The sequence below is a fragment of the Pseudomonas sp. MWU12-2345 genome, from assembly GCF_023242385.1.
GTDB lineage: Bacteria > Pseudomonadota > Gammaproteobacteria > Pseudomonadales > Pseudomonadaceae > Aquipseudomonas > Aquipseudomonas gingeri_D.
In genome coordinates, this window is sequence record NZ_JALLJA010000009.1 from 152295 (window position 1) to 174684 (window position 22390).

The 22390-nt window shown below is 62.6% G+C and carries 20 protein-coding genes; 16 read left to right on the forward strand and 4 right to left on the reverse strand.

Annotation, left to right across the window (positions count from 1 at the left end; genetic code table 11):
- The first annotated feature begins 2 nt into the window (after nt 1-2).
- Both M5C71_RS19015 and M5C71_RS19020 read left to right on the forward strand, forming a co-directional pair.
- Nucleotides 3-698, forward strand: coding sequence for a response regulator transcription factor (locus M5C71_RS19015; RefSeq protein ID WP_103495061.1), 696 nt, complete (start codon nt 3-5; stop codon nt 696-698).
- Between the two features lie 105 nt (nt 699-803).
- Complete coding sequence (locus tag M5C71_RS19020; protein WP_248768485.1) at nt 804-1715, forward strand: DUF2242 domain-containing protein; 912 nt, start codon at nt 804-806, stop codon at nt 1713-1715.
- Nucleotides 1716-2077: 362 nt separating this feature from the next.
- Here the strand turns inward: M5C71_RS19020 and M5C71_RS19025 are convergent, their stop codons facing one another.
- The gene (locus M5C71_RS19025) at nt 2078-3118 is read right to left on the reverse strand and encodes an AraC family transcriptional regulator (protein WP_248768486.1); all 1041 of its coding nucleotides are present in this window, start codon (nt 3116-3118) and stop codon (nt 2078-2080) included.
- Nucleotides 3115-4254 (reverse strand): carbon-nitrogen hydrolase family protein, encoded by a 1140-nt coding sequence (locus tag M5C71_RS19030; protein ID WP_248744920.1) that lies wholly within the window; start codon nt 4252-4254, stop codon nt 3115-3117. The genes M5C71_RS19025 and M5C71_RS19030 overlap by 4 nt, the downstream gene beginning before the upstream one ends.
- Before the next feature lie 212 nt (nt 4255-4466).
- Between M5C71_RS19030 and M5C71_RS19035 the strand changes: the two genes are divergently transcribed.
- Both M5C71_RS19035 and M5C71_RS19040 read left to right on the forward strand, forming a co-directional pair.
- On the forward strand, nt 4467-6503 hold the full coding sequence (locus M5C71_RS19035) for an NADPH-dependent 2,4-dienoyl-CoA reductase (protein WP_248768487.1): 2037 nt from the start codon (nt 4467-4469) through the stop codon (nt 6501-6503).
- A 250-nt stretch (nt 6504-6753) separates the two neighbouring features.
- A complete protein-coding gene (locus M5C71_RS19040) occupies nt 6754-7671 on the forward strand; it encodes a pyridoxal-phosphate dependent enzyme (protein WP_103495056.1) in 918 nt (305 codons plus the stop codon).
- 141 nt (nt 7672-7812) lie between these two features.
- Here M5C71_RS19040 and M5C71_RS19045 read toward each other — a convergent pair whose 3' ends face one another.
- The gene (locus M5C71_RS19045; protein ID WP_152737413.1) at nt 7813-8364 is read right to left on the reverse strand and encodes a cytochrome b; all 552 of its coding nucleotides are present in this window, start codon (nt 8362-8364) and stop codon (nt 7813-7815) included.
- A 189-nt stretch (nt 8365-8553) separates the two neighbouring features.
- On the opposite strand from M5C71_RS19045, the gene M5C71_RS19050 reads away from it, so the two are divergent.
- Both M5C71_RS19050 and M5C71_RS19055 read left to right on the forward strand, forming a co-directional pair.
- A complete protein-coding gene (locus tag M5C71_RS19050) occupies nt 8554-8901 on the forward strand; it encodes a metalloregulator ArsR/SmtB family transcription factor (protein WP_113024085.1) in 348 nt (115 codons plus the stop codon).
- Nucleotides 8902-8942: 41 nt separating this feature from the next.
- Nucleotides 8943-10229, forward strand: coding sequence for an arsenic transporter (locus M5C71_RS19055; RefSeq protein WP_152737414.1), 1287 nt, complete (start codon nt 8943-8945; stop codon nt 10227-10229).
- A 23-nt stretch (nt 10230-10252) separates the two neighbouring features.
- On the opposite strand, the gene M5C71_RS19060 is transcribed toward M5C71_RS19055, so the two are convergent.
- A complete protein-coding gene (locus M5C71_RS19060; protein WP_248768488.1) occupies nt 10253-11203 on the reverse strand; it encodes a DUF1853 family protein in 951 nt (316 codons plus the stop codon).
- 88 nt (nt 11204-11291) lie between these two features.
- Here M5C71_RS19060 and M5C71_RS19065 point away from each other — a divergent pair, with 88 nt between their 5' ends.
- The 10 genes from M5C71_RS19065 to M5C71_RS19110 all read left to right on the forward strand — a co-directional run bounded on the left by M5C71_RS19065 (nt 11292) and on the right by M5C71_RS19110 (nt 22296).
- Nucleotides 11292-12182 carry an NAD(+) kinase gene (locus M5C71_RS19065; protein WP_103495792.1) on the forward strand — a complete coding sequence of 297 codons (891 nt, stop codon included), beginning with the start codon at nt 11292-11294 and terminating at the stop codon, nt 12180-12182.
- Nucleotides 12179-13153 carry a metallophosphoesterase gene (locus M5C71_RS19070; RefSeq protein WP_248745014.1) on the forward strand — a complete coding sequence of 325 codons (975 nt, stop codon included), beginning with the start codon at nt 12179-12181 and terminating at the stop codon, nt 13151-13153. Before M5C71_RS19065 ends, M5C71_RS19070 begins: the two co-directional genes overlap by 4 nt.
- The gene (locus M5C71_RS19075; protein ID WP_177102234.1) at nt 13150-14022 is read left to right on the forward strand and encodes a rhomboid family intramembrane serine protease; all 873 of its coding nucleotides are present in this window, start codon (nt 13150-13152) and stop codon (nt 14020-14022) included. Before M5C71_RS19070 ends, M5C71_RS19075 begins: the two co-directional genes overlap by 4 nt.
- Nucleotides 14023-14049: 27 nt before the next feature.
- Complete coding sequence (locus M5C71_RS19080) at nt 14050-14310, forward strand: DUF1315 family protein (protein ID WP_248768489.1); 261 nt, start codon at nt 14050-14052, stop codon at nt 14308-14310.
- On the forward strand, nt 14307-15137 hold the full coding sequence (locus tag M5C71_RS19085) for a DUF2797 domain-containing protein (protein ID WP_248768553.1): 831 nt from the start codon (nt 14307-14309) through the stop codon (nt 15135-15137). The genes M5C71_RS19080 and M5C71_RS19085 overlap by 4 nt, the downstream gene beginning before the upstream one ends.
- Nucleotides 15138-15149: 12 nt before the next feature.
- A complete protein-coding gene (gene pepN / locus M5C71_RS19090; protein WP_248768490.1) occupies nt 15150-17807 on the forward strand; it encodes an aminopeptidase N in 2658 nt (885 codons plus the stop codon).
- Nucleotides 17808-18078: 271 nt separating this feature from the next.
- Nucleotides 18079-19131: a YCF48-related protein gene (locus M5C71_RS19095; RefSeq protein ID WP_177102224.1), complete on the forward strand. Its 1053-nt coding sequence runs from the start codon at nt 18079-18081 to the stop codon at nt 19129-19131.
- 18 nt (nt 19132-19149) lie between these two features.
- Nucleotides 19150-21534, forward strand: coding sequence for an RND family transporter (locus M5C71_RS19100; protein ID WP_103495786.1), 2385 nt, complete (start codon nt 19150-19152; stop codon nt 21532-21534).
- 94 nt (nt 21535-21628) lie between these two features.
- Nucleotides 21629-21904, forward strand: a complete 276-nt coding sequence (locus M5C71_RS19105) for a DUF5629 family protein (protein WP_103495785.1) — start codon at nt 21629-21631, stop codon at nt 21902-21904.
- A gap of 212 nt (nt 21905-22116) precedes the next feature.
- A complete protein-coding gene (locus M5C71_RS19110) occupies nt 22117-22296 on the forward strand; it encodes a hypothetical protein (protein WP_103495784.1) in 180 nt (59 codons plus the stop codon).
- Nucleotides 22297-22390: the final 94 nt, after the last annotated feature.

Sequence of the window (22390 nt, forward strand, 5' to 3'; positions counted from 1 at the left end):
CCATGCTCGAGAAAAAGCCTACCCGCCTCATGATTCTGGACGACCACAGCCTGGTCCTGTGCGGCATGGAGATCAAGATCCAGGCCGAGGCCGATCTCCTCTTGCTGGGCAGTTTCAGCCGTGGTTCGACGCTGATGGCCGCCTTGCGCGAGGAGGAAGTCGACCTGGTGGTGATGGACTACTCGTTGCGTTCGGGCGAGGTCGACGGCCTGAACCTGATTCGTACCTTGAAGATCCGCTTTCCCAAGCTGCGGCTGCTGATCATTTCGTCCCTGTATGTACCGGCGACGGTAGCCCTGGCGCTACGCTGCGGGGCCAGCGGTTTTATCGGCAAGGAGCTGAATTCCGACGAGTTCGTCCTGGCCATTCGTCAGGTGGCGGCCGGCAAGGTCTACCTGCACCCGGACATGGCAGAGGCGTTGCAGGTGCATGAGGTGTCGCGGCTCGACATCGCCACGCCGGCCTCGGAATCCGAGGTCGCCAGCCTCGACGTGCTGGCCAGGACCTCCGAACTGACGGTGCGCGAGCACGAGGTGCTGCGCTGCTGCCTGGACGGCTTGTCGGTAAGCCATATTGCGCGCAAGTTCTCACGCAGTATCAAGACCATCAGTACCCAGAAGCAGGCGGCCTTTCGCAAGCTGGGACTGCGTGGCGACAACGAGTTGTACAAGGTGCGTTATCAGATGGAGGGGCGCTGATCTGCATTTTCCTGAAAATTCGCTGTCACAACCTGTTCAGTGTGCGCTCAGCGATGTCGAACTGATGCACAATACGCCCCGGACCGTTTTTCCTCAGGATTTTCAATGTCGACATCATTCCACTTGCGTGCCGTTGCATTGGCACTGATGCTGGCGGGCGCCGCGGGCTGCTCGTCGACCACCAAGACCGCCGTTTACGAACGGGAAAATTTCGACGACGCCGGCACGTTCTCGCGCAATTACGGGGTGAGCGACGCGGCGTCCTGTGAAGCGGCCCGGCGTGCCTTGCTCAGCCAGGGCTATATCATCACCAGCAGCGACCCGAAGCTGATCAGCGGCAACAAGAGCTTCCAGCAGACCGGCGATACCCACATGCAGATCAGCTTCAGCGTGGTCTGTGCGGCGGATGGCGCGGCCAATCATCGCTCGACCATGTTCGCCAACGCCCTGCAGGACCGTTATGCGCTGAAGAAGGTCAACAACTCCGCGAGCCTCGGCGTGGGCGTGCTGGGCTCGGTGTCGATGCCGATCGGCTCGACGGATGACTCGATGGTCAAGGTGGCCAGCGAGACCGTGTCCTCGGCGACCTTCTATGACCGTTTCTTCACCCTGGTGGAGCTGTTCCTGCCACCTGAAGTGAAAAAAGAAAAACATACCGACGAGAAACCCAAGGCCGAACTGGGGATGCCCGAAGCGGTGCCGGCCAAGGCGGCGGATCCCAAGGCGGCAGAGCACAAGGCTGCCGACGCCAAGGCGGCGGACCCGACGCCTGCGCCGGCAGCGAAGGCCGCGGACCCTGTGCATAGTGCTCCTGTAGCTCCTGTAGCCCCTGCCACTCCGGCTGCTCCTGCCGCGTCCGAACCGGTCGCCGCGCCAGCCGAAGCCGCTCCGGTTACGCCGCTCGAGAAGGCTCCCGCCACTCCAGCCGCCCCGGCAACCCCTGCCGAGCCGACGCCTGCCCCGACGCCAGCGGCCAGCGAGCCGGCGGCTCCGGCTCCGGCGCCTGCGGCTCAGTAAGCCGAGCACAAGGTGGCGGGGTCGGGTTTGTCGACCTCGATCCCGTGACCTTGTGACAGGGGACGCGGCCCGCAAAATAAAAGTGGGTAAATTCTGACCGTTCTGCTAGTTTTTTATTTCAGGCCCTTATTCAAGTGCCTGGGCAGACGGGGTGCTTCATTTTTCCTTCACATGGGACCCCTATGCTGGATCCAGCCCGTTCCCAAAGGCGCGGTCAGCAAGACAGCGGTTTACCCACGAGCGAAAAAGGAGTTTGACGATGGATGACTATCAAGAAGAGCTGTTGGAGTTCAGTGCTTTCGAATTGGACCCCGTTGAGCCGGCTGAAGACGCGACCGAGCTGTAAGCGGTCGTTTTTCGGCTCAGGCCGAATGCCGCTGGCTGCGGCGGAACTCGCCGGGTGTCTGGCCGTTCCAGCGTTTGAAAGCCCGTTGAAAGGCCTCGGCTGAGGCAAACCCGAGCAGGTAGGCGATTTCGCCAAAAGCCAGTTCGGTGTCGCGAATATAGGTCATCGCCAGGTCACGGCGAGTATCGTTGAGAATGGCGCGAAATTGCGTGCCTTCCTCGGCCAGTTTGCGACGCAGTGTCCAGGTCGGCAGCTTCAGGCGTGCCGCCACTTCTTCCAGGTCGGGTTCCCGACCGCCATTGAGCAAAGGACCCAGCAACTGAGTGATACGTTCACGCAGACTGCGGGTGCGCGTCAGTTGTTCCAGTTCCCGTTCGCACAGTTGCAGCAGGTGCCGCCAGGTCCCGGGGCAATGGTTCGGGTTGCGCAGGCCCAGGCTGGCCTGGCTCAGGCGCAATTGATTGTGCTCGGCGGCGAAGTGCACCTGGCAGTCACCCAGCCCCTTGTAGGCCGCCGCATAGTCCGGTTCGGCGAATTCGATGTCGATGCGTTCGGCGTGCAGCGTTTCGCCGCCGACGCTGGTCAGCTGTTGTAGCCAGCCGGCGATGATCGAGTCCACCACGAAGCGGTTATAGGTGTTGTACGGACTGATGGAGTAGAAGCGCAGCCAGGCACCGTCGGCGTCTTCGTGGAAACTCGACTGCCCGCGATAATTGGAGCCGTAGAGCGCTTCGAAGCGGGTCAGGGTTCGCGCCGCTTCACGTACCGTCGGTGCCTGGGCGGCGGTGATACCGGCAAGGCCCGCCTGGGGGAGTCGGCTGAAACGACCCATGCGCAAGCCCAGGGCCGGGTCGCCGGTCAGTTGGATCGCCGCGTGCCCGAGGCGCATATAGCGCGGAATCGACAGCCGGGCGCCGGGCTCGGCCAGGCGCGCCGGGTCCAGCCCATATTGCTCCAGCAGCGCCCCAGCGTCCTGGTCATGGCTGCTCACCGCCTCCGCGAGGCTGTGGACGAAGCTCACGGACAGGTCGCCCAGGCGCATCGATACCGGCTTCATGGCAGCCACAGGTTCAGCAGGCGGGCGCCGCGATCACTGCCGTCCTGCCCGTCGATGGAGCGCCCGTCCCGGCTGATAAAGCTCTGTCCCGAATAACGCTGGTTCCAGAACTGGCCACGGAGAAACACGGTCATGCCGGCCGTGGACTGGCTGGCGGGGGCGCGGCTGATCAGGGTCAGGCGATGCCAGGCTTCACCTTCGCCGAGTTCGCCGGGCCTGAGGCTGATCTCCGCCGGCGTGGCCGCGTTCTTGAAGCCGCGCCAGGGCTGTTCCCAGCTGTTCTTGCCGGGCAGCGAGGCGCTCACCGCAATCAGTGACACGCCGAGTTCGTCAAACCGGCGGTAGTTGTCCGGGTACCAACTGTCACTGCCGATCAGTACGCCGAGGCGCCCGGCCGGGGTCTCCACGGCATTCAGCTCCTGGCGTTCGCCACCCTTGATATAACCGCGTTCGTCGAAGGTCGGGTAGAGCTTGCGCTGGGGCTGGCCGAGGGGACGGCCGTCGGCGGCGAAGACCAGGCTGACGTTGTACAGCGCGCCCTTGCCGATTTTCAGGCTGCCTTGCTCGACGCTGGGATCCGGCAGGACGATGGAGCCGGCCACCAGGGTGACGCCGAATTCTTTCGCCAGGCCGCCGAACACCGCCTGGTAATCCTGGGCCATGCCTTTGGCCTTCATGCGCAGGCGGGCGTCTTCGAGGAAGCTGCGGCCCTTGGCATTGAACAGGGCACCGAGCAGCTTCAGCGGGTTGCCGAGCATCAGCCAGTTCATCGCCTCCTGCTGGTCGAGGGCCTGGTAGAGGTCATCCTTTTCCCCGCGCAGCAGCAGCCAGGTGCCGATGTGTTCGGGCAGTACCACAATGGTCTTGGCGTTCAGCAGTCCCAGGCCACGGGCCTGTTGCAGATAGGCCGCCAACTTGCGGTGCAGGCGCGCCGGGCTCTGGTAGTCGTTGGGAAACAGCTCCGGTTGCAGGCCCAGCAGGTTGCCGTGCTCGCCCGCCACGCCCTGGTTCACGGCCAGGCGGATACGCAGGTCCGAGAGGTAGTGGCCGCTGCCGCGTTGCTGGGTCCACACGCCATAACCGACGACGCTGGCGAGCAGCAGGACCGATAGGAAGAAGAGCAGGAATTTACGCATGGGAGCGGATAACGAACGACCGTGTGCGGGAGTCGTCGACTAGGGTAGGGCCCACGGGCGTGCTTGCCAAGGGGCGCTGCACATTTGGATCAATAAGTTGTCAGTTTCGGTCATTGAGCCAGGGCCTGGGCGTCTTTAATGTGCCAGTCATACAACTGACGGGGGCCGAAGAGCTTCCCGCATCCCGTGATCTTGCCCGTTGTGGAGTTTCTATGACCGCCGCCCAATACCCGCACCTGCTGGCCCCGCTCGACCTGGGTTTCACCACGTTGCGCAACCGCACCCTGATGGGCTCGATGCACACCGGTCTTGAGGAAAAGCCCGGTGGTTTCGAGCGCATGGCGGCTTATTTCGCCGAACGTGCTCGTGGCGGTGTCGGCCTGATGGTAACCGGCGGTATCGCGCCAAACGACGAGGGCGGCGTGTATTCCGGCGCGGCCAAGCTGACCACCCAGGCCGAAGCCGACCAGCATCGCATCGTCACCCACGCGGTGCATCAGGCCGGCGGCAAGATCTGCCTGCAGATCCTCCATGCCGGGCGTTATGCCTACAGCCCGAAACAGGTGGCGCCGAGTGCGATCCAGGCCCCGATCAACCCGTTCAAGCCCAAAGAGTTGGATGAGGAAGGTATCGAGAAACAGATCGCCGATTTCGTGACCTGTTCAGCCCTGGCCCAGAATGCCGAGTACGACGGCGTCGAAATCATGGGTTCGGAAGGTTACTTCATCAACCAGTTCCTCGCGGCCCACACCAACCACCGCACCGACCGCTGGGGCGGCAGCTACGAGAACCGCATGCGCCTGCCCGTGGAGATCGTGCGCCGGGTGCGTGAGGCGGTGGGTTCGGACTTCATCATCATCTTCCGCCTGTCGATGCTCGACCTGGTGGAAGGCGGCAGTACCTGGGACGAAATCGTCCAGTTGGCCAAGGCCATCGAGCAGGCCGGCGCAACCATCATCAACACCGGTATCGGCTGGCACGAGGCGCGGATTCCGACCATTGCCACCAAGGTGCCGCGCGCTGCGTTCAGCAAGGTCACCGCCAAGTTGCGTGGCTCGGTGGGCATTCCGCTGATCACCACCAATCGGATCAACACCCCGGAAGTGGCCGAGCAGATCCTCGCCGAGGGCGACGCCGACATGGTTTCCATGGCCCGGCCGTTCCTGGCCGACCCGGAGTTCGTCAACAAGGCGGCCCAAGGGCGTGCCGACGAAATCAATACCTGCATCGGCTGTAACCAGGCCTGTCTGGACCATACCTTCGGCGGAAAGTTGACCTCCTGCCTGGTCAACCCGCGGGCCTGCCACGAGACCGAGCTGAATTACCTGCCGGTCACCCAGGTGAAGAAAATCGCCGTGGTTGGCGCCGGGCCGGCGGGTCTGTCGGCGGCCACCGTGGCGGCCGAGCGCGGGCACCAGGTGACGTTGTTCGATTCGGCCAGTGAGATCGGTGGCCAGTTCAATGTCGCCAAGCGTGTACCGGGCAAGGAAGAGTTCTTCGAAACCCTGCGTTACTTCAAGCGCAAGCTGCAGACCACCCATGTCGAGGTTTGCCTGGATACACGGGTGGATGTGGCGCAACTGGTGGCTGGCGGGTACGACGAGATCATTCTCGCCACGGGCATCGCGCCACGGCTGCCGGCGATTCCCGGCATCGATAATCCCAAGGTGCTGAGCTACCTGGATGTGCTGCTGGAGCGCAAGCCGGTGGGCCACAAGGTGGCGGTGATCGGCGCTGGTGGTATCGGCTTCGACGTTTCGGAGTTCCTGGTGCATGAAGGTGTGGCCACCAGTCTGGATCGCGAGGCGTTCTGGAAGGAGTGGGGTATCGACACCCACCTTGAGGCGCGTGGCGGGGTGGCCGGAATCAAGGCCGAACCCCATGCACCGGCCCGTGAGGTGTTTCTGTTGCAGCGCAAGGCCTCCAAGGTCGGCGATGGCCTGGGCAAGACCACCGGCTGGATTCACCGCACCGGGTTGAAGAACAAGCGGGTGCAGATGCTCAACAGCGTCGAGTACCTGAAGATCGGCGAGGCGGGCCTGCATATCAGCATCGGCGGTGGCGAGCCGCAGTTGCTGGCGGTAGACAACGTGGTGATCTGCGCCGGGCAGGACCCGTTGCGCGAGTTGCAGGACGGGCTGGTGGCGGCGGGGCAGAATGTGCACCTGATCGGCGGCGCGGACGTGGCGGCGGAGCTGGATGCCAAGCGGGCGATCGACCAGGGTTCGCGGTTGGCGGCTGGGCTGTAGGTCTGAGCAGACTGAACGCGGCCTTTCTCCTGTAGGCGCCGGCTTGCTGGCGATGGCGCCTCGATGAGCGCTGCAAGGCTTAAGGGCCTCTTCGCGGGCAAGCCCTGCTCCTACAACCTTGTGTCGTGCGCAAATTTTGTGATCGGCTCGAATCTGTAGGAGCAGGGCTTGCCCGCGAAGAGGCCCTCGAGAACGCCACAAGACCTGAACTGTTAAACTGGTGGGTCTGCTCCCATCGGACCACCCCGCAATGCTACCCCCTGCCGACTGGCACCCCCACGCCCCCCTCGAACCCCTGCACCTGGACTGGCTGACCCAGGCTGAGGTCGAGGTGGCCATACTGCGCCTCGACCTGATCGATCCGCTGATCAGCGGCAACAAGTGGTTCAAGCTCACCGAACATCTGGCGGCGGCCCGGCAGGCCCGTGCCGAAGGCCTGATCAGCCTGGGTGGCGCGCACTCCAATCACCTGCACGCCCTGGCGGCGGCGGGCAAGCGTTTCGGTTTCCCCACCGTCGGCCTGCTGCGTGGCAATCCGGTACAAACTCCCACCGTCGTCGATCTCCAGGCCTTCGGCATGGAGCTGCACTGGCTCGGCTATGGCGGTTATCGGGCGCGGCATGCGCCAGGCTTCTGGGAGTCGTGGCAGCAACGCTATCCACATCTGCGCGGCGTTCCGGAGGGCGGTGGCGGTTTGATGGGCGCGCGTGGTTGTGGGGTCTTGCTGGAAAAGGTCCATGAGCAACTACCGGCACTCGGCTGGGATGACTATCACGGCTGGTGGCTGGCTGCCGGAACCGGCACCACCCTGGCCGGGCTGGTGCTGGCCGAAGCCGGGCGTCGACCGGTATATGGTGCCCTGGCGGTGCCGGCTGACCATGGCGTGGCACCTTTGGTCGCGGCGATCCTGGAGGAGGGCGGGGTAATGAGCCCGGCGTTTGAACTGATCGACGCCTGCCGTGGCGGTTTTGCCAAGGTCGATCCGACGCTGCTGGATTTTATCGTGCAAAGCGAGCAACAGAGCGCAGTACCGCTGGAGCCGCTGTATACCGGCAAGGCTTTACTGGCGCTTCAGGAAGAGGTGAACGCCGGACGTTTTGCCCCTGGCACGCGCCTGGTCTTCGTGCACACCGGTGGTTTACAGGGTCGCCGAGGTTTTACTTTGTAAACCCGGTCCTTGTAGGAGCAGAGCTTGCTCGCGAAGGGGCCCTCAAGATCGCCAAAGGCTTCGCTGGCAAGCCATGCTCCTACAGGTTGCGCAGGGCTCCGAGACCTCGCGTTATCGTTGCGAGCAAGAAGGCATCGGGGCTCAAGCACGACGCTTGGGCAGTATGCGTAGCAGGGTGTTATCCCGCACGAAGTAGTGGTGATACAGACCGGCCAGGGCATGCAGGCCGATCAGCCAGTAGCCGATCGTCGCCAGCAGTTCATGCCAGCCCTTGATCTCTTTGGCAAAATCCAGGTTTTCCCCCGTCAGCGCCGGCAGCTCGACGCCGTAGAACAGCACCGAATGTCCTTGCGCACTGACGACCAACCAGCCCAGGACCGGCGTAGCGATCATAAACAGGTACAAAGCCCAGTGCATCAGCTTGGAAATCAGCATCTGCCAGACCGGCGGCGCGGGGACGATCTTCGGTGCCACGCCGAGGGCACGGGCCAGCAAACGCAGCCACACCAGCAGGAACACGGTCAGGCCGAACATGTAGTGCGCCTCGACGATCAGCGCCCGGCCGCCGCTGCCCTTGGGGAATATCCCGCGAAACTCGATACAGGCGTAAACCACCGCCAACAGCACCAGCATCAACCAGTGCAGTGCAATCGACAGGCTGCTGTAGCGACTGTCGGTATTTTTCCAGGGCATACGGTGTTCCTCGAATCATCAGGGCTGGAACCTCCATTCTTGAGCGACGGAGTCCCTACACTTTAATAGGTTTAGCAGCATTTCGCCCAAGGCAACTCAAGGAAGGACCTGCATTATCCGCAACTGGGATTTGCTTTTATATATGCTTATCCATATATTCGATAAAACATATGTATCGAGTGGCTCGCGATGTCCTGTTTTGCCTCCCCTGTGGAACTCTTCAAATGCCTGGCTGACGAAACCCGTAGCCGCGTTGTGCTGCTGGTGGCTCGTGAGGGTGAGCTCTGCGTGTGCGAATTGACCGCCGCCCTGGAATTGAGCCAGCCGAAAATCTCCCGGCACCTGGCGCAACTGCGCCAGGGCGGGCTGCTGGCTGACCGACGTCAGGGACAATGGGTGTTTTATCGTCTGCACCCGGAGCTGCCGCAATGGGTTTCGACCTTGCTGCAAGGCACCCTGCAGGCCAGCGAGCAGTGGCTTGCGGCGGATATCCGGCGCCTGCAGGCCATGAACGACCGACCACTGCGCTGTTGCTGAGCGTTTACTCCCCCTCTTGCTAACCTTGAAGGTTGTTGTGCATGTTGATTGCCGCGTTGATTTTCCTGCTGACCATTACCCTGGTGATCTGGCAGCCCAGGGGCCTGGGCGTTGGCTGGAGCGCCTGTCTGGGCGCGCTGCTGGCCTTGCTCTGCGGTGTAGTCCATCTCACTGATATTCCGCTGGTGTGGGAGATCATCTGGAATGCCACCGGCACCTTTATCGCCCTGATCATCATCAGCCTGTTGCTTGACGAAGCCGGCTTCTTTGCCTGGGCGGCGCTGCATGTGGCGCGCTGGGGGCGGGGCAGCGGACGCAAGCTGTTCGCCGCCTTCGTGCTGCTGGGAGCGTTGGTGTCGGCGTTGTTCGCCAACGACGGCGCGGCGTTGATCCTCACGCCGATTGTGATCGCCATGCTCCTGGCCCTGCGTTTTTCCAAGGCGGCGACCCTGGCATTTGTCATGGCCGCCGGCTTTATCGCCGACACCGCGAGCCTGCCGCTGGTGGTGTCGAACCTGGTGAACATCGTCTCGGCGGACTATTTCAAGATCGGCTTCAATGCCTATGCCTCGGTGATGCTGCCGGTGAACCTGGTCAGCGTGGCGGCGACCCTGCTGGTGTTGCTGTGGTTCTTCCGACGTGACATTCCCCGTGACTACGATCCGCAGCAGTTGGAGCTGCCCGCCAGCGCAATTCACGACAAGGCGACTTTCATTGCCGGTTGGTGGGTGTTGATCATCCTGCTGGTGGGGTGTTTTGCCCTGGAGCCCTTGGGGATTCCCATCAGCGCGATTTCGGCGGTGTGCGCGGCCTTGCTGCTGGGGATCGCTGCACGGGGTCACAAGATCTCGACCCGCAAGGTGCTGAAAGAGGCGCCGTGGCAGATCGTGATTTTCTCCCTGGGCATGTACCTGGTGGTCTATGGCCTGCGCAATGCCGGGTTGACCACTTACCTGGCCGGTTGGCTGGATCACTTCGCGAACTACGGGATCTGGGGCGCGGCCATGGGCACCGGGCTGTTGAGCGCGTTCCTGTCCTCGGTCATGAACAACCTGCCGACGGTGCTGATCGGCGCCTTGTCCATCGATGCCAGCCAGGCCAGCGGCGTGGTGAAGGAGGCGATGATCTACGCCAACGTCATCGGCAGCGACCTGGGCCCGAAAATCACCCCCATCGGCAGCCTGGCCACCTTGCTCTGGCTGCATGTGCTGGAGCGCAAGGATATCCGTATCGGCTGGGGTTACTACTTCAAGGTCGGGATCGTCCTGACCCTGCCGGTGCTGCTGGTGACCCTGGCGGCCCTGGCCTTGCGTTTGTCACTGGTTTGACGGGTGGTGATGTGCTTTGGCGATCAGCCGGTACCCGGCACATTCGGCCAGAGATCGGCCACCAGGAACAAGCGCTCGGCCTCTTCCCAGTCGCCTTGCGCATTCTGGGTCAGGCGCACCAGCAACTGCGCTGGCGCGTGCGGGTCGAGCTCCTCCAGCCACCGGGCCAGGTGCTCCCGCGACCAGGCGTCTGCCTCGGCATAGTGCGCCGGCGCCAGCCAGGCATGGCGGGGGAGGGGTTGCCAGCGGCCCGCCGGGCTGCGCTTGATAAAGTCCGGCCAATCGCGCTGATGCAGCCAGCGCCCGTGCAGATGCTGCGGATGAGCCCCCCGGGGCGGACGCGCCGTCCCCGGCCACGGATACAGCAGGTAACCGCCCAGCCACAGCTGTGCGCTGAACTGATGGATATCCAGCGCCGCCAAGGCCTCGCGGCTTTCCGGCCGGGCGGAAATCGGCAACTGGTGCTCGCTCAGGTGCGCCAGCTTGCGGTCCAGCCGATCATGGCAGCCCGGGCCGAGCCAGCGTGCCGGGTCTTCGCCGCCGCCGTGTTGCGGGCCAAGGTACAGCTTGATCGCCAATTCCAGGTGATGCACACCATCGCGATCGCGCAACAGCAGGTCCAACTCACCCAGGGTGTGGCCCTCGCGGCGGATCGGCAGGTTGGCGCCGATCAGCTCGATCCCCGGCGCCTCCTGTACCGCGAACTGCCACAGTCGCTCGTAATACAGCCCCAGGCGCCGGGTCGCCCCGCGTACCAACCACCCCTGCAACTCGACGGGATTGCGATCCAGCCCATGCAACCACCGCTCCAACAGGTCCGGTGCCTGCACCCAGTCACTGCCGGCCAACGGGTGGCGCTGCGGCCACGGCGTGTCTGCCAGCATCGGTGGCGCCAGGATGACCCAGGCCAGGTCGCGCACTTCGGGATGGCGCAACTGTCGGGGCAGGTTGAGCAAGTCGGGGAAGAGGATCATCCTGCGAGCATAGCTGAAAGGGTTTTGTCTCGGGCCGGCTTTCGCCCATAATCTCCCCTTTGCCCGTCCCAGACCCCGCAGGAGCCCCATGGAGCAATTTCGCAATATCGGCATCATTGGCCGCCTGGGCAGTTCGCAGGTGCTGGAAACCGTTCGCCGGTTGAAGAGATTCCTCCTGGCGCGGCACCTGCACGTCATCCTCGAGGACACCATCGCCGAGGTCCTGCCGGGCCACGGCCTGCAAACCTCGTCGCGCAAGATGCTCGGCGAAGTCTGCGACATGGTCATCGTCGTCGGCGGCGACGGCAGCCTGCTCGGCGCCGCCCGCGCCCTGGCCCGGCACAATATCCCGGTACTGGGGATCAACCGCGGCAACCTGGGCTTTCTCACCGATATCCGCCCGGACGACCTCGAGGTCGAAGTGGCCAAGGTCCTCGACGGCCATTACCTGGTGGAGAACCGTTTCCTGCTGCAGGCCGAAGTACGCCGCCATGCCGAAGCCATCGGCCAGGGCGATGCGCTCAACGACGTGGTCCTGCACCCCGGCAAGTCGACGCGGATGATCGAGTTCGAGCTGTATATCGACGGCCAGTTCGTCTGCAGCCAGAAAGCCGACGGCCTGATCGTCGCCACACCCACCGGTTCCACCGCCTATGCGCTGTCCGCCGGCGGTCCGATCATGCATCCCAAGCTCGATGCCATTGTGATCGTGCCCATGTACCCCCATACCTTGTCCAGCCGCCCCATTGTGGTCGACGGCAACAGCGAGTTGAAAATCGTGGTGTCCAAGGACATGCAGATCTACCCGCAGGTTTCCTGTGACGGGCAGAACCATTTCACCTGTGCCCCCGGCGATACGGTGACCATCAGCAAGAAACCGCAGAAGCTGCGGCTGATCCACCCGCTGGATCACAACTATTACGAAGTCTGCCGCACCAAGCTCGGCTGGGGCAGTCGGCTGGGTGGTGGAGGCGACTGATGCTCGATCCCGCGCGTGGCTACGATCTGATCGGTGATGTGCACGGTTGCGCCCATACCCTCGAACATCTGCTGGACATGCTCGGCTACCAGAAGCTGGGGGGCATCTGGCGTCATCCGTCGCGCATGGCGGTGTTCCTCGGCGATATCATCGACCGTGGCCCACGTATCCGCGAAGCCCTGCATATCGTCCATGACATGGTCGAGGCCGGGCAGGCGCTGTGCATCATGGGCAACCACGAGTTCAACGCCCTGGGCTGGAGCACCCCGGCCGCCGCGGGCAGCGGCAAGCAGTTCGTCCGCGAGCACACGCCACGGCATGCCCGGCTGCTCAATGAAACCCTGACCCAGTTCGAACAGCACCCGGCGGACTGGCATGACTTTCTCGCCTGGTTCTACGAGCTGCCGCTGTTCATCGATGCCGGACGTTTCCGCGTGGTGCATGCCTGCTGGGATGGCGGCTTGATCGCGCCTTTGCGGGCGCAGCACCCCGACGGCCGGATCGACGAAGCCTTCCTCAAGGATTCGGCGCTGCCCGGCAGTTTTGCCGCGACGGTGTTCGACCGCCTGCTGCGCGGCACCGATATGCGCCTGCCGGACGGCCTGACGTTGACCGGCGGCGACGGCCTGACCCGGGCGTTCTTCCGCACCAAGTTCTGGGAAGACGACCCGCAGACCTACGGCGATATCGTCTTCCAGCCGGATGCCTTGCCTGAATTGGTGGCGAGCAAAGCACTGTCCTCGACCGAAAAGAATGCCCTGCTGCGCTACGGTCTCGAAGAACCGATGCTGTTCGTCGGTCACTACTGGCGCAGCGGCAAGCCCGCGCCGATCCGTCCCAACCTGGCCTGCCTGGATTACAGCGCCGTGCTCTACGGCAAGCTGGCGGCTTACCGGCTGGACCAGGAAACCACCCTCGACCCGCAGAAATTCGTCTGGGTCGACGTCGAACGTCCCGAGGCTTTGCGATGAGTGCCACTGCTGTCTTACGCCTGCCGTTGACCACTGATTTGAGTGGCTTCGTCAAACTGCTGGAGCGCATGCAGGTGCCGCACCGGGTCAACGAGGAATCCGGCGAGCAGGTGCTGTGGGTGCCCGAGTCGATCAGTGCCGATGTGCTGTCGCTGTACCAGCGTTTCCCCGCTGGCGACCCGGATAACCACCTGGAAGTCCCGGACAAGCCCGTGGCCATGACCCGGCCGAACTTTCTCACCCAGGTGCGTCAGAGCCCGGCCACCGCCACCATCCTCTTGCTGTGCCTGATCGTCGCCGGCGTGACCCTGCTCGGTGACAACCTCCAGACCCTGCACTGGTTGACCTTCCTCGACTTCCGGGTGAACGGCAACTACGTCCAGTTCACGCCCCTGGCCGATGGCCTGGCGGCGGGGCAGTGGTGGCGGTTGGTGACGCCGATGCTGATCCACTTCGGCATCCTGCATATCGCCATGAACGGCATGTGGTACTGGGAGCTGGGCCGGCGCATCGAGCTGCGCCAGGGCAGCATCAACCTGATCGGGCTGACGCTGCTGTTCAGCCTGGTTTCCAACTATACGCAGTACTACGTCAGCGGCCCGACCCTGTTCGGCGGCCTGTCCGGGGTGCTCTACGGTTTGCTCGGGTATTGCTGGATCTACCAATGGGTGTCGCCGAACCCGGTCTATCGTCTGCCGCGCGGTGTGCTGGTGATGATGCTGGTCTGGCTGTTGTTGTGCCTGTCGGGCCTGGTCTCGATGATCGGCTTCGGCGAAATCGCCAACGGCGCCCATGTCGGTGGACTGCTCATCGGATGTTTCAGCGGTTTGTTGGGCGGCCTCTGGTCTCGTCGTAAACTGGCCATCTAGTCGACTTTTTTCAAGCGTGGAGAGCGCATGTCCTCTTTTATCGAAATGATTGAAAACATCACCCCCGACATCTACGAGAACCTGAAACTGGCGGTGGAAATCGGCAAATGGTCGGACGGGCGCAAGCTCAGCGCCGAGCAGCGCGAATTGTCGTTGCAGGCAATGATCGCCTGGGAAACCCAGAACCTGCCGGAAGACCAGCGTACCGGCTACATGGGCGCGCAGGAATGCGCCTCGAAGTCGGCGCCGGTGCCGAACATCCTGTTCAAGTCGGATGCCATCCATTGATCGAGCTTGGCCGCGGTGCAATCAGCAAGATGTCGACGCGCCTTGAAGGCGCGAATGTGCAGTATGCCTTTCGCCTGGGTGACAGCGAGGTGCCGGTCAATCCGTTGATCGGCCAGAAGCTGCGCCTGGAATTCCTCGGGGCGATTCATTGCACCCATTGTGGACGCAAGACCAAGACCAGCTTCAGCCAGGGTTATTGCTACCCGTGCATGACCAAGCTGGCCCAGTGCGACACCTGCATCATGAGTCCCGAGCGCTGCCATTACGACGCCGGCACCTGCCGCGAACCGTCCTGGGGCGAAAAATTCTGCATGACCGACCACGTGGTCTACCTGGCCAATTCGTCGGGGATCAAGGTCGGCATCACCCGCGCCACCCAGTTGCCGACCCGCTGGCTCGACCAGGGCGCCAGTCAGGCGCTGCCGATTGTCCGTGTGGCGACCCGTCAGCAGTCCGGTTTCGTCGAGGACCTGTTTCGCAGCCAGGTGGCCGACAAGACCAACTGGCGCGCCTTGCTCAAGGGCGATGCGCCAGCGGTGGACCTCAAGGCGGTGCGTGATCAACTGTTCGAATCCTGTGCCGAGGGCTTCACGGCCTTGCAGGCGCGTTTCGGTCTGCAGGCGATCCAGCCGGTGCATGATGTCGAGCCGCTGGAAATCCGCTATCCGATCGAGCACTACCCGACCAAGGTGGTCAGCTTCAACCTGGACAAAGACCCGATTGCCGAAGGCACGTTGATGGGGATCAAGGGCCAGTACCTGATCTTTGACACCGGCGTGATCAATATCCGTAAATACACGGCTTACCAGCTCGCCGTGCATCAGTAAAAGGACACCCTCATGCGCACCGAACAACCGAAGATGATTTATCTGAAGGACTATCAGGCACCGGACTACCTGATCGACGAGACGCACCTGACCTTCGAGTTGTTCGAGGACCATACCCTGGTCCATGCGCAGCTGGTGATGCGCCGCAACCCGGCTGCCGGTGCCGGTCTGCCGCCGCTGGTGCTGGATGGCCAACTGCTGGAACTGCTGTCGGTGCAACTCGACGACCGCGTGTTGTCGAGCAACGACTACCAAATCGACGATAGCCACCTGACCCTGCACCCGGGCAGCGAGCACTTCAGCGTCGATACCAGCGTGAAGATCCACCCGGAAACCAATACCGCCCTGGAAGGCCTGTACAAGTCCGGCTCGATGTTCTGCACCCAGTGCGAGGCCGAAGGCTTCCGCAAGATCACCTACTACCTCGACCGCCCGGATGTGATGAGCAAGTTCACCACCACGGTGATCGCCGAGCAGCATCGCTACCCGGTGCTGTTGTCCAACGGCAACCCGGTGGGCAATGGTCCCCAGGACGACGGTCGGCACTGGGCGACCTGGGAAGACCCGTTCATGAAACCGGCCTACCTGTTCGCCCTGGTGGCGGGTGACCTGTGGTGTGTCGAAGACAGCTTCGCGACCATGAGCGGCCGTAACGTCGCGCTGCGCATCTATGTCGAGCCGGAAAATATCGACAAGTGCCAGCACGCCATGAACAGCCTGAAGAAGTCCATGCGCTGGGACGAGGAAGTCTATGGTCGCGAGTACGACCTGGATATCTTCATGATCGTCGCGGTCAACGACTTCAACATGGGCGCCATGGAGAACAAGGGCCTCAATATCTTCAACTCCAGCGCCGTGCTGGCCCGGGCTGAAACCGCCACCGACGCCGCGCACCAGCGGGTCGAGGCGATCGTCGCCCATGAATACTTCCACAACTGGTCGGGCAACCGCGTGACCTGCCGCGACTGGTTCCAGCTGTCGCTCAAGGAAGGCTTCACGGTGTTCCGCGATGCCGGCTTCTCCGCCGACATGAACTCGGCCACGGTCAAGCGGATCCAGGATGTCGCCTACCTGCGCACCCACCAGTTTGCCGAAGACGCCGGTCCCATGGCCCACGCCGTGCGCCCGGACAGCTTTATCGAGATCTCCAACTTCTACACCCTGACCGTATACGAGAAGGGTTCGGAAGTGGTCGGCATGATCCACACCCTGCTGGGTGCCGAAGGTTTCCGCAAAGGCAGCGACCTGTATTTCCAACGCCATGACGGCCAGGCCGTGACCTGCGACGATTTCGTCAAGGCCATGGAGGATGCCAATGGCGTCGACTTCAGCCAGTTCAAGCGCTGGTACAGCCAGGCCGGTACACCGCGTCTTGCTGTCAGCGAAAGCTACGATGCGAGCGCCAGGACCTACAGCCTGACCTTCCGCCAGAGCTGCCCGCAGACTCCGGATAAACAGGAAAAACTGCCGTTCGTGATTCCGGTGGAGATCGGCCTGCTGGATGCCCAGGGTGCTGAAATCGCCCTGCAACTGACGGGTGAAGTGGCCGCCGGCGCCACCAGCCGTGTGCTCTCGGTGACCGAAGCCGAACAGACCTTTACCTTTGTCGGCATCGCCGCCAAGCCGCTGCCATCGCTGCTGCGGGGTTTCTCGGCGCCGGTGAAGCTGAGCTTCCCCTACGACCGCGACCAGTTGATGTTCCTGATGCAGCACGACAGCGACGGTTTCAACCGTTGGGACGCCGGCCAGCAATTGTCGGTGCAGGTGTTGCAGGAACTGATCGCCCAGCATCAGAAGGGTGAAACACTGGTGCTTGATCCGCGTCTGGTCACGGCCTTGCGCAGCGTGCTGGGCAACGAGCAGCTTGATCAGGCGATGGTTGCTGAAATGCTCTCGTTGCCGGGCGAGGCCTACCTCACCGAGATCAGCGAAGTGGCGGATGTCGAGGCGATCCACACCGCTCGCGAATTCGTTCGCCGGCAGCTGGCCGAGCAGTTGTTCGACGGTTTGTGGCAGCGTTACCAGGCCAATCGCGCGGTGTCGAAAACCACGGTTTACGTGGCCGAGAACGAGCATTTCGCCCGGCGTGCCCTGCAGAATATCGCGCTGTCGTACCTGATGCTCAGCGGCAAGCCTGAAGTGCTGGCGGCGACCCTGGAGCAGTTCGAAAGCGCCGACAACATGACCGAACGCCTGACCGCCCTGGCGGTGCTGGTGAACTCGCCGTTCGAGGCCGAGAAGGCGTTGGCGCTGGCCAGTTTCGCCGAGCACTTCAAGGACAATCCGCTGGTCATGGACCAGTGGTTCAGCGTCCAGGCCGGTAGCCCGTTGCCGGGTGGCTTGCAGCGGGTCAAGGCGTTGATGGAACACCCGGCGTTCACCATCAAGAACCCGAACAAGGTGCGGGCGTTGATCGGTGCCTTTGCCGGGCAGAACCTGATCAACTTCCACGCGGCGGACGGTTCCGGCTACCGCTTCCTGGCGGACCTGGTGATCCAGCTCAATGCGCTGAACCCGCAGATCGCTTCCCGGCAGTTGGCGCCGCTGACCCGCTGGCGCAAGTATGACGACGCCCGCCAGGCGCTGATGAAGGCCGAGCTGGAGCGGATTCGCGGTTCGGGCGAGTTGTCGGCCGATGTGTACGAGGTTGTCAGCAAAAGCCTGGCCTGATAGTTGATTCACACCCGCAAAGGCCACGCTCGTGGCCTTTGTTCATCACCTCACCTGATGCCCCATCATTCAGGCTCCCCCTCAACGCCCCGGGTTAACAAAAGATAACGTGGCGTCGATTGTCAGACGATTCCAAAGCCCGATAGGATAGCTCCAGCTTTAGAAGGGGCTCTAGATTGCCGGTTTCAGACGAACCGGCCGTCATGAAAATGCCCTCGAAGGCGCCCTGATAGGTTGGATGACCTGACAATAATAATGGGGAGAAAGGTCTATGAATGAGCCTGTGAGGCCTACGGGTTCTGGCTGTCCGCCGACATGGCGCGGTACGGCATTGCTGGTGGCGGCGCTTTCGCTGTCGGGACTGGCGGCACTGCCGGCCAGCGTATACGCGGCAGCGTCCACCACTGCCGACACCGTCTACTCCATCGAATCCTCCAAGGCCATCAAGAGCCTGCTGCTCGACGTGGTGCATGCCGGCAAGCGGCTGGTGGCCGTCGGCGATCGCGGGCACATTCTCTTCTCCGACGACCAGGGCGGCCACTGGACCCAGGCCAAGGTCCCGACCCGGCAGATGCTCACCGCGGTCTATTTCGTCGACGACCAGCACGGCTGGGCCGTCGGCCACGACGCGCAGATTCTCGCCAGCAGCGACGGCGGCGCCACCTGGACCCGCCAGTTCCAGGACCTCAAGCGCGAAGCGCCGTTGCTCGACCTCTGGTTCAAGGACGCCCGCACCGGCTTTGCCGTGGGCGCCTACGGGGCCCTGCTGGAAACCACCGACGGCGGCCAGCACTGGGAAAACGTCAGCGACCGCATCGACAACCCCGATCAGTTCCACCTCAACGCCATCGCCGCGGTCAAGGATGCCGGGCTGTTCGTGGTTGGCGAACAGGGCAGCATGTTCCGCTCCGCCGACTGGGGCCAGACCTGGGAACACGTCGACGGCCCTTACCAGGGGTCGTTGTTCGGCGTGATCGGCACCGCTCAGCCCTCCACGTTGCTGGCCTACGGCTTGCGCGGCAACCTCTACCGCTCCACTGACTTCGGCAGCAGTTGGGAACCGGTGGAACTCAAGGCCGCCCGTGGTGCCCTGGAGTTCGGCCTGTCCGGCGCGACCTTGCTGGATGACGGTTCGCTGGTGATCGTCGGCAACGGCGGCAGCGTGATCCGCAGTACCGATGACGGCGTGACCTTCAGCGTGTTCAACCGTCCCGACCGGATTTCCCTGTCGGCGGTGACGGCGGCCGGCAACGGCAACCTGATCCTCGTCGGCCAGGGCGGCGCCCACACCACCACGCCCACGGGCGCTGAGCTGGGCCAATAACAAGAAAGGCGGGAATGTATGAGCAGTCAGCAAAGTCATCATCAAGACAAGGCGACGTTTCTCGAGCGCCTGATTTTCAACAACCGCCCGGCAGTGATTGTTATCTGCCTGCTGGTCAGTGTCTTCCTGTTCTGGCAGGCCACGCTGATCCGGCCGTCCACCAGCTTCGAAAAAATGATTCCGCTCAAGCATCCGTTCATTGAAAAGATGATGGAGCACCGCAACGACCTCGCCAACCTGGGCAACACCGTGCGGATTTCGGTAGAGGCCAAGGACGGCGATATCTTCACCAAGGACTACATGGAGACCCTGCGTCAGGTCAACGACGAGGTGTTCTACATTCCGGGTGTCGACCGCTCCGGCCTCAAGTCCCTGTGGAGCCCCAGCGTGCGCTGGACCGAGGTGACGGAGGAGGGCTTTGCCGGCGGCGAAGTGATCCCGCAGAGCTACAACGGCTCGGCCGACAGTCTCGAAAAACTGCGCAACAACGTGCTCAAGTCCGGCCAGGTCGGGCGCCTGGTGGCCAACGACTTCAAGTCGAGCATCGTCGATATCCCGCTGCTGGAGTCCTATCCCGACCCTAAGGACCAGGGCAAGTTGCTGGCACTGGACTACCAGAAGTTCTCCCACCAGCTCGAAGAAAAGATCCGCGACAAATTCGAAGCACAGAACCCCAATGTGAAGGTGCATATCGTCGGCTTCGCCAAGAAGGTCGGTGACCTGATCGATGGCCTGGTCATGGTGGTGCTGTTCTTCGGCGTCGCCTTCGTTATCACCCTGGTGCTGCTGTACTGGTTCACCCGGTGCATCCGCAGCACCGTCGCCGTGTTGAGCACCACCCTGGTGGCGGTGGTCTGGCAACTGGGGCTGATGCACGCGTTCGGCTTCGGCCTGGACCCGTACTCGATGCTGGTGCCGTTCCTGATCTTCGCCATCGGGATCTCCCATGGCGTACAGAAGATCAACGGCATCGCCTTGCAGTCCAGCGACGCCGACAACGCCCTGACGGCGGCGCGGCGCACGTTCCGGCAACTGTTCCTGCCGGGCATGATCGCGATCCTCGCCGACGCCGTGGGTTTTATCACCCTGTTGATCATCGATATCGGCGTGATCCGCGAACTGGCCATCGGCGCTTCCATCGGCGTGGCGGTGATCGTGTTCACCAACCTGATCCTGCTGCCGGTGGCCATCTCCTATGTCGGCATCAGCAAGCGGGCGGTCGAGCGCAGCAAGAAGGATGCGACCCGCGAGCATCCGTTCTGGCGCCTGCTGGCGAACTTCGCCAGCCCCAGGGTCGCCCCGGTGTCCATCGTCCTGGCCCTGCTGGCCCTGGGCGGCGGCCTCTGGTACGGGCAGAACCTGAAGATCGGCGACCTCGACCAGGGCGCGCCGGAGCTGCGTCCCGACTCGCGCTACAACAAGGACAACAGTTTTATCATCAACAACTACTCCACCAGTTCCGATGTGCTGGTGGTGATGGTCAAGACCCCGCCCGAGGGCTGTTCGCACTATGAGGCGATGGCGCCCATCGATGAACTGATGTGGAAGATGCAGAACACCGAGGGCGTGCAGTCGGCGATTTCCCTGGTGACCGTGTCCAAGCAGATGATCAAGGGCATGAACGAAGGCAACCTGAAATGGGAAACCCTGTCGCGCAACCCGGATGTGCTGAACAACTCCATCTCCCGGGCCGATGGCCTGTACAACAACAATTGCTCGCTGGCGCCGGTGCTGGTGTTCCTCAACGACCACAAGGCCGCGACCCTCGACCGTGCGGTGCATGCGGTGCAGGACTTCGCCAAGGAGAACAACAAGGACGGCCTGGAATTCCTTCTTGCCGCGGGTAACGCCGGGATCGAGGCGGCCACCAACGAAGTGATCAAGGAGTCGGAACTGACCATCCTGATCCTGGTGTACGTCTGCGTGGCGACCATGTGCATGATCACCTTCCGCTCCTGGGCGGCGACCCTGTGCATCGTTCTGCCGCTGGTGCTGACCTCGGTGTTGGGTAATGCGTTGATGGCGTTCATGGGCATTGGCGTGAAGGTCGCGACCTTGCCGGTGGTGGCGCTGGGTGTGGGGATTGGCGTGGACTACGGCATCTACATCTACAGTCGCCTGGAAAGCTTCCTGCGTGCCGGGCTGCCATTGCAGGAAGCCTATTACCAGACGCTGAAATCCACCGGCAAGGCGGTGTTGTTCACCGGCCTGTGCCTGGCGATCGGGGTTTGCACCTGGATCTTCTCGGCGATCAAGTTCCAGGCCGATATGGGGCTGATGCTGACCTTCATGCTGCTCTGGAACATGTTCGGCGCGTTGTGGCTGCTGCCGGCGCTGGCGCGATTCCTGATCAAGCCGGAGAAGCTGGCAGGGAAGGTGGGCGGGTCGTTGTTTTCCCATTGAGGAGGCGGATGGCCGGGTGATCGTGATAAACGATCACCCGGCCCCAGGGCAATATCGCCTATCATGAGCACTTCCCCAAACACGATAGAACACCATGACCGCTGCAACCGACACCCTGCTCAATGCCCTCGAAACCAGCAACATGCTCGAAGTCGACGGCCTGCACGCCTTCGATTTCACCCTCGACGACAGCCGCCTGTTGATCGAATGCATGGATGGCCGGGCCGAAAAACGCTGGAGTTTCACCCGTGCCCAGCTTGAAGCGGCGACTTTCGACGAGGCCCTGCAAAGCTGGACCCTGAGCGACGACTACAGCGAGCATCGGCTGGTCTGCATGAGCGCCTTCACCGGTCGCGACGAAGAAGAGTAAGGCGTCAGCTGCATCGTTTCACCTCGTCCTCCGAGGTGCGCGCGCTGCGACAATAGACCGCAGACCCTGATGAATCAGGCACTTGCGCTTCTATTAATGACGCTGATATCCGCTACTGCTGCAATGAATTTCAACGATGTCCACCCTCGGATGTACTTTTGACTCACGGCCTGAAAGGGCAAGCAAGCCAACTGACATCGAGGGTTACCATCATGAACTTCAATCTTTTCTCCATCATCGCCGCTTCCGCTGTTTCCGCCACCGTAGCCCTGCCTGCCAGCGCCAACGTGGAAATCAACAGCCCTAAAAGCCACACCCAGAGCTACACCCAGAAATACCTGCAACAGAGCGCCAACTTCTACGCCGCCCTGGATCACAAAGCCCAGCACTGAGCACCGACGCCTGGACACATACCTTGTGGGAGTTTGGACCGTCGCGAAGAGGCCCTTGGGGCCACCAAAAGCTTCGCTGGCAAGCACCGCTCCC

Excerpts from the sequence above, each read along its gene's own strand:
- M5C71_RS19015 (WP_103495061.1), top strand. The coding sequence starts at position 3 with ATGCTCGAGAAAAAGCCTACCCGCCTCATGATTCTGGACGACCACAGC.
- M5C71_RS19020 (WP_248768485.1), top strand. The coding sequence starts at position 804 with ATGTCGACATCATTCCACTTGCGTGCCGTTGCATTGGCACTGATGCTG.
- M5C71_RS19025 (WP_248768486.1), bottom strand. The coding sequence starts at position 3,118 with ATGAAGCCGGTATCGATGCGCCTGGGCGACCTGTCCGTGAGCTTCGTC.
- M5C71_RS19030 (WP_248744920.1), bottom strand. The coding sequence starts at position 4,254 with ATGCGTAAATTCCTGCTCTTCTTCCTATCGGTCCTGCTGCTCGCCAGC.
- M5C71_RS19035 (WP_248768487.1), top strand. The coding sequence starts at position 4,467 with ATGACCGCCGCCCAATACCCGCACCTGCTGGCCCCGCTCGACCTGGGT.
- M5C71_RS19040 (WP_103495056.1), top strand. The coding sequence starts at position 6,754 with ATGCTACCCCCTGCCGACTGGCACCCCCACGCCCCCCTCGAACCCCTG.
- M5C71_RS19045 (WP_152737413.1), bottom strand. The coding sequence starts at position 8,364 with ATGCCCTGGAAAAATACCGACAGTCGCTACAGCAGCCTGTCGATTGCA.
- M5C71_RS19050 (WP_113024085.1), top strand. The coding sequence starts at position 8,554 with ATGTCCTGTTTTGCCTCCCCTGTGGAACTCTTCAAATGCCTGGCTGAC.
- M5C71_RS19055 (WP_152737414.1), top strand. The coding sequence starts at position 8,943 with ATGTTGATTGCCGCGTTGATTTTCCTGCTGACCATTACCCTGGTGATC.
- M5C71_RS19060 (WP_248768488.1), bottom strand. The coding sequence starts at position 11,203 with ATGATCCTCTTCCCCGACTTGCTCAACCTGCCCCGACAGTTGCGCCAT.
- M5C71_RS19065 (WP_103495792.1), top strand. The coding sequence starts at position 11,292 with ATGGAGCAATTTCGCAATATCGGCATCATTGGCCGCCTGGGCAGTTCG.
- M5C71_RS19075 (WP_177102234.1), top strand. The coding sequence starts at position 13,150 with ATGAGTGCCACTGCTGTCTTACGCCTGCCGTTGACCACTGATTTGAGT.
- M5C71_RS19080 (WP_248768489.1), top strand. The coding sequence starts at position 14,050 with ATGTCCTCTTTTATCGAAATGATTGAAAACATCACCCCCGACATCTAC.
- pepN (WP_248768490.1), top strand. The coding sequence starts at position 15,150 with ATGCGCACCGAACAACCGAAGATGATTTATCTGAAGGACTATCAGGCA.
- M5C71_RS19095 (WP_177102224.1), top strand. The coding sequence starts at position 18,079 with ATGAATGAGCCTGTGAGGCCTACGGGTTCTGGCTGTCCGCCGACATGG.
- M5C71_RS19100 (WP_103495786.1), top strand. The coding sequence starts at position 19,150 with ATGAGCAGTCAGCAAAGTCATCATCAAGACAAGGCGACGTTTCTCGAG.
- M5C71_RS19105 (WP_103495785.1), top strand. The coding sequence starts at position 21,629 with ATGACCGCTGCAACCGACACCCTGCTCAATGCCCTCGAAACCAGCAAC.
- M5C71_RS19110 (WP_103495784.1), top strand. The coding sequence starts at position 22,117 with ATGAACTTCAATCTTTTCTCCATCATCGCCGCTTCCGCTGTTTCCGCC.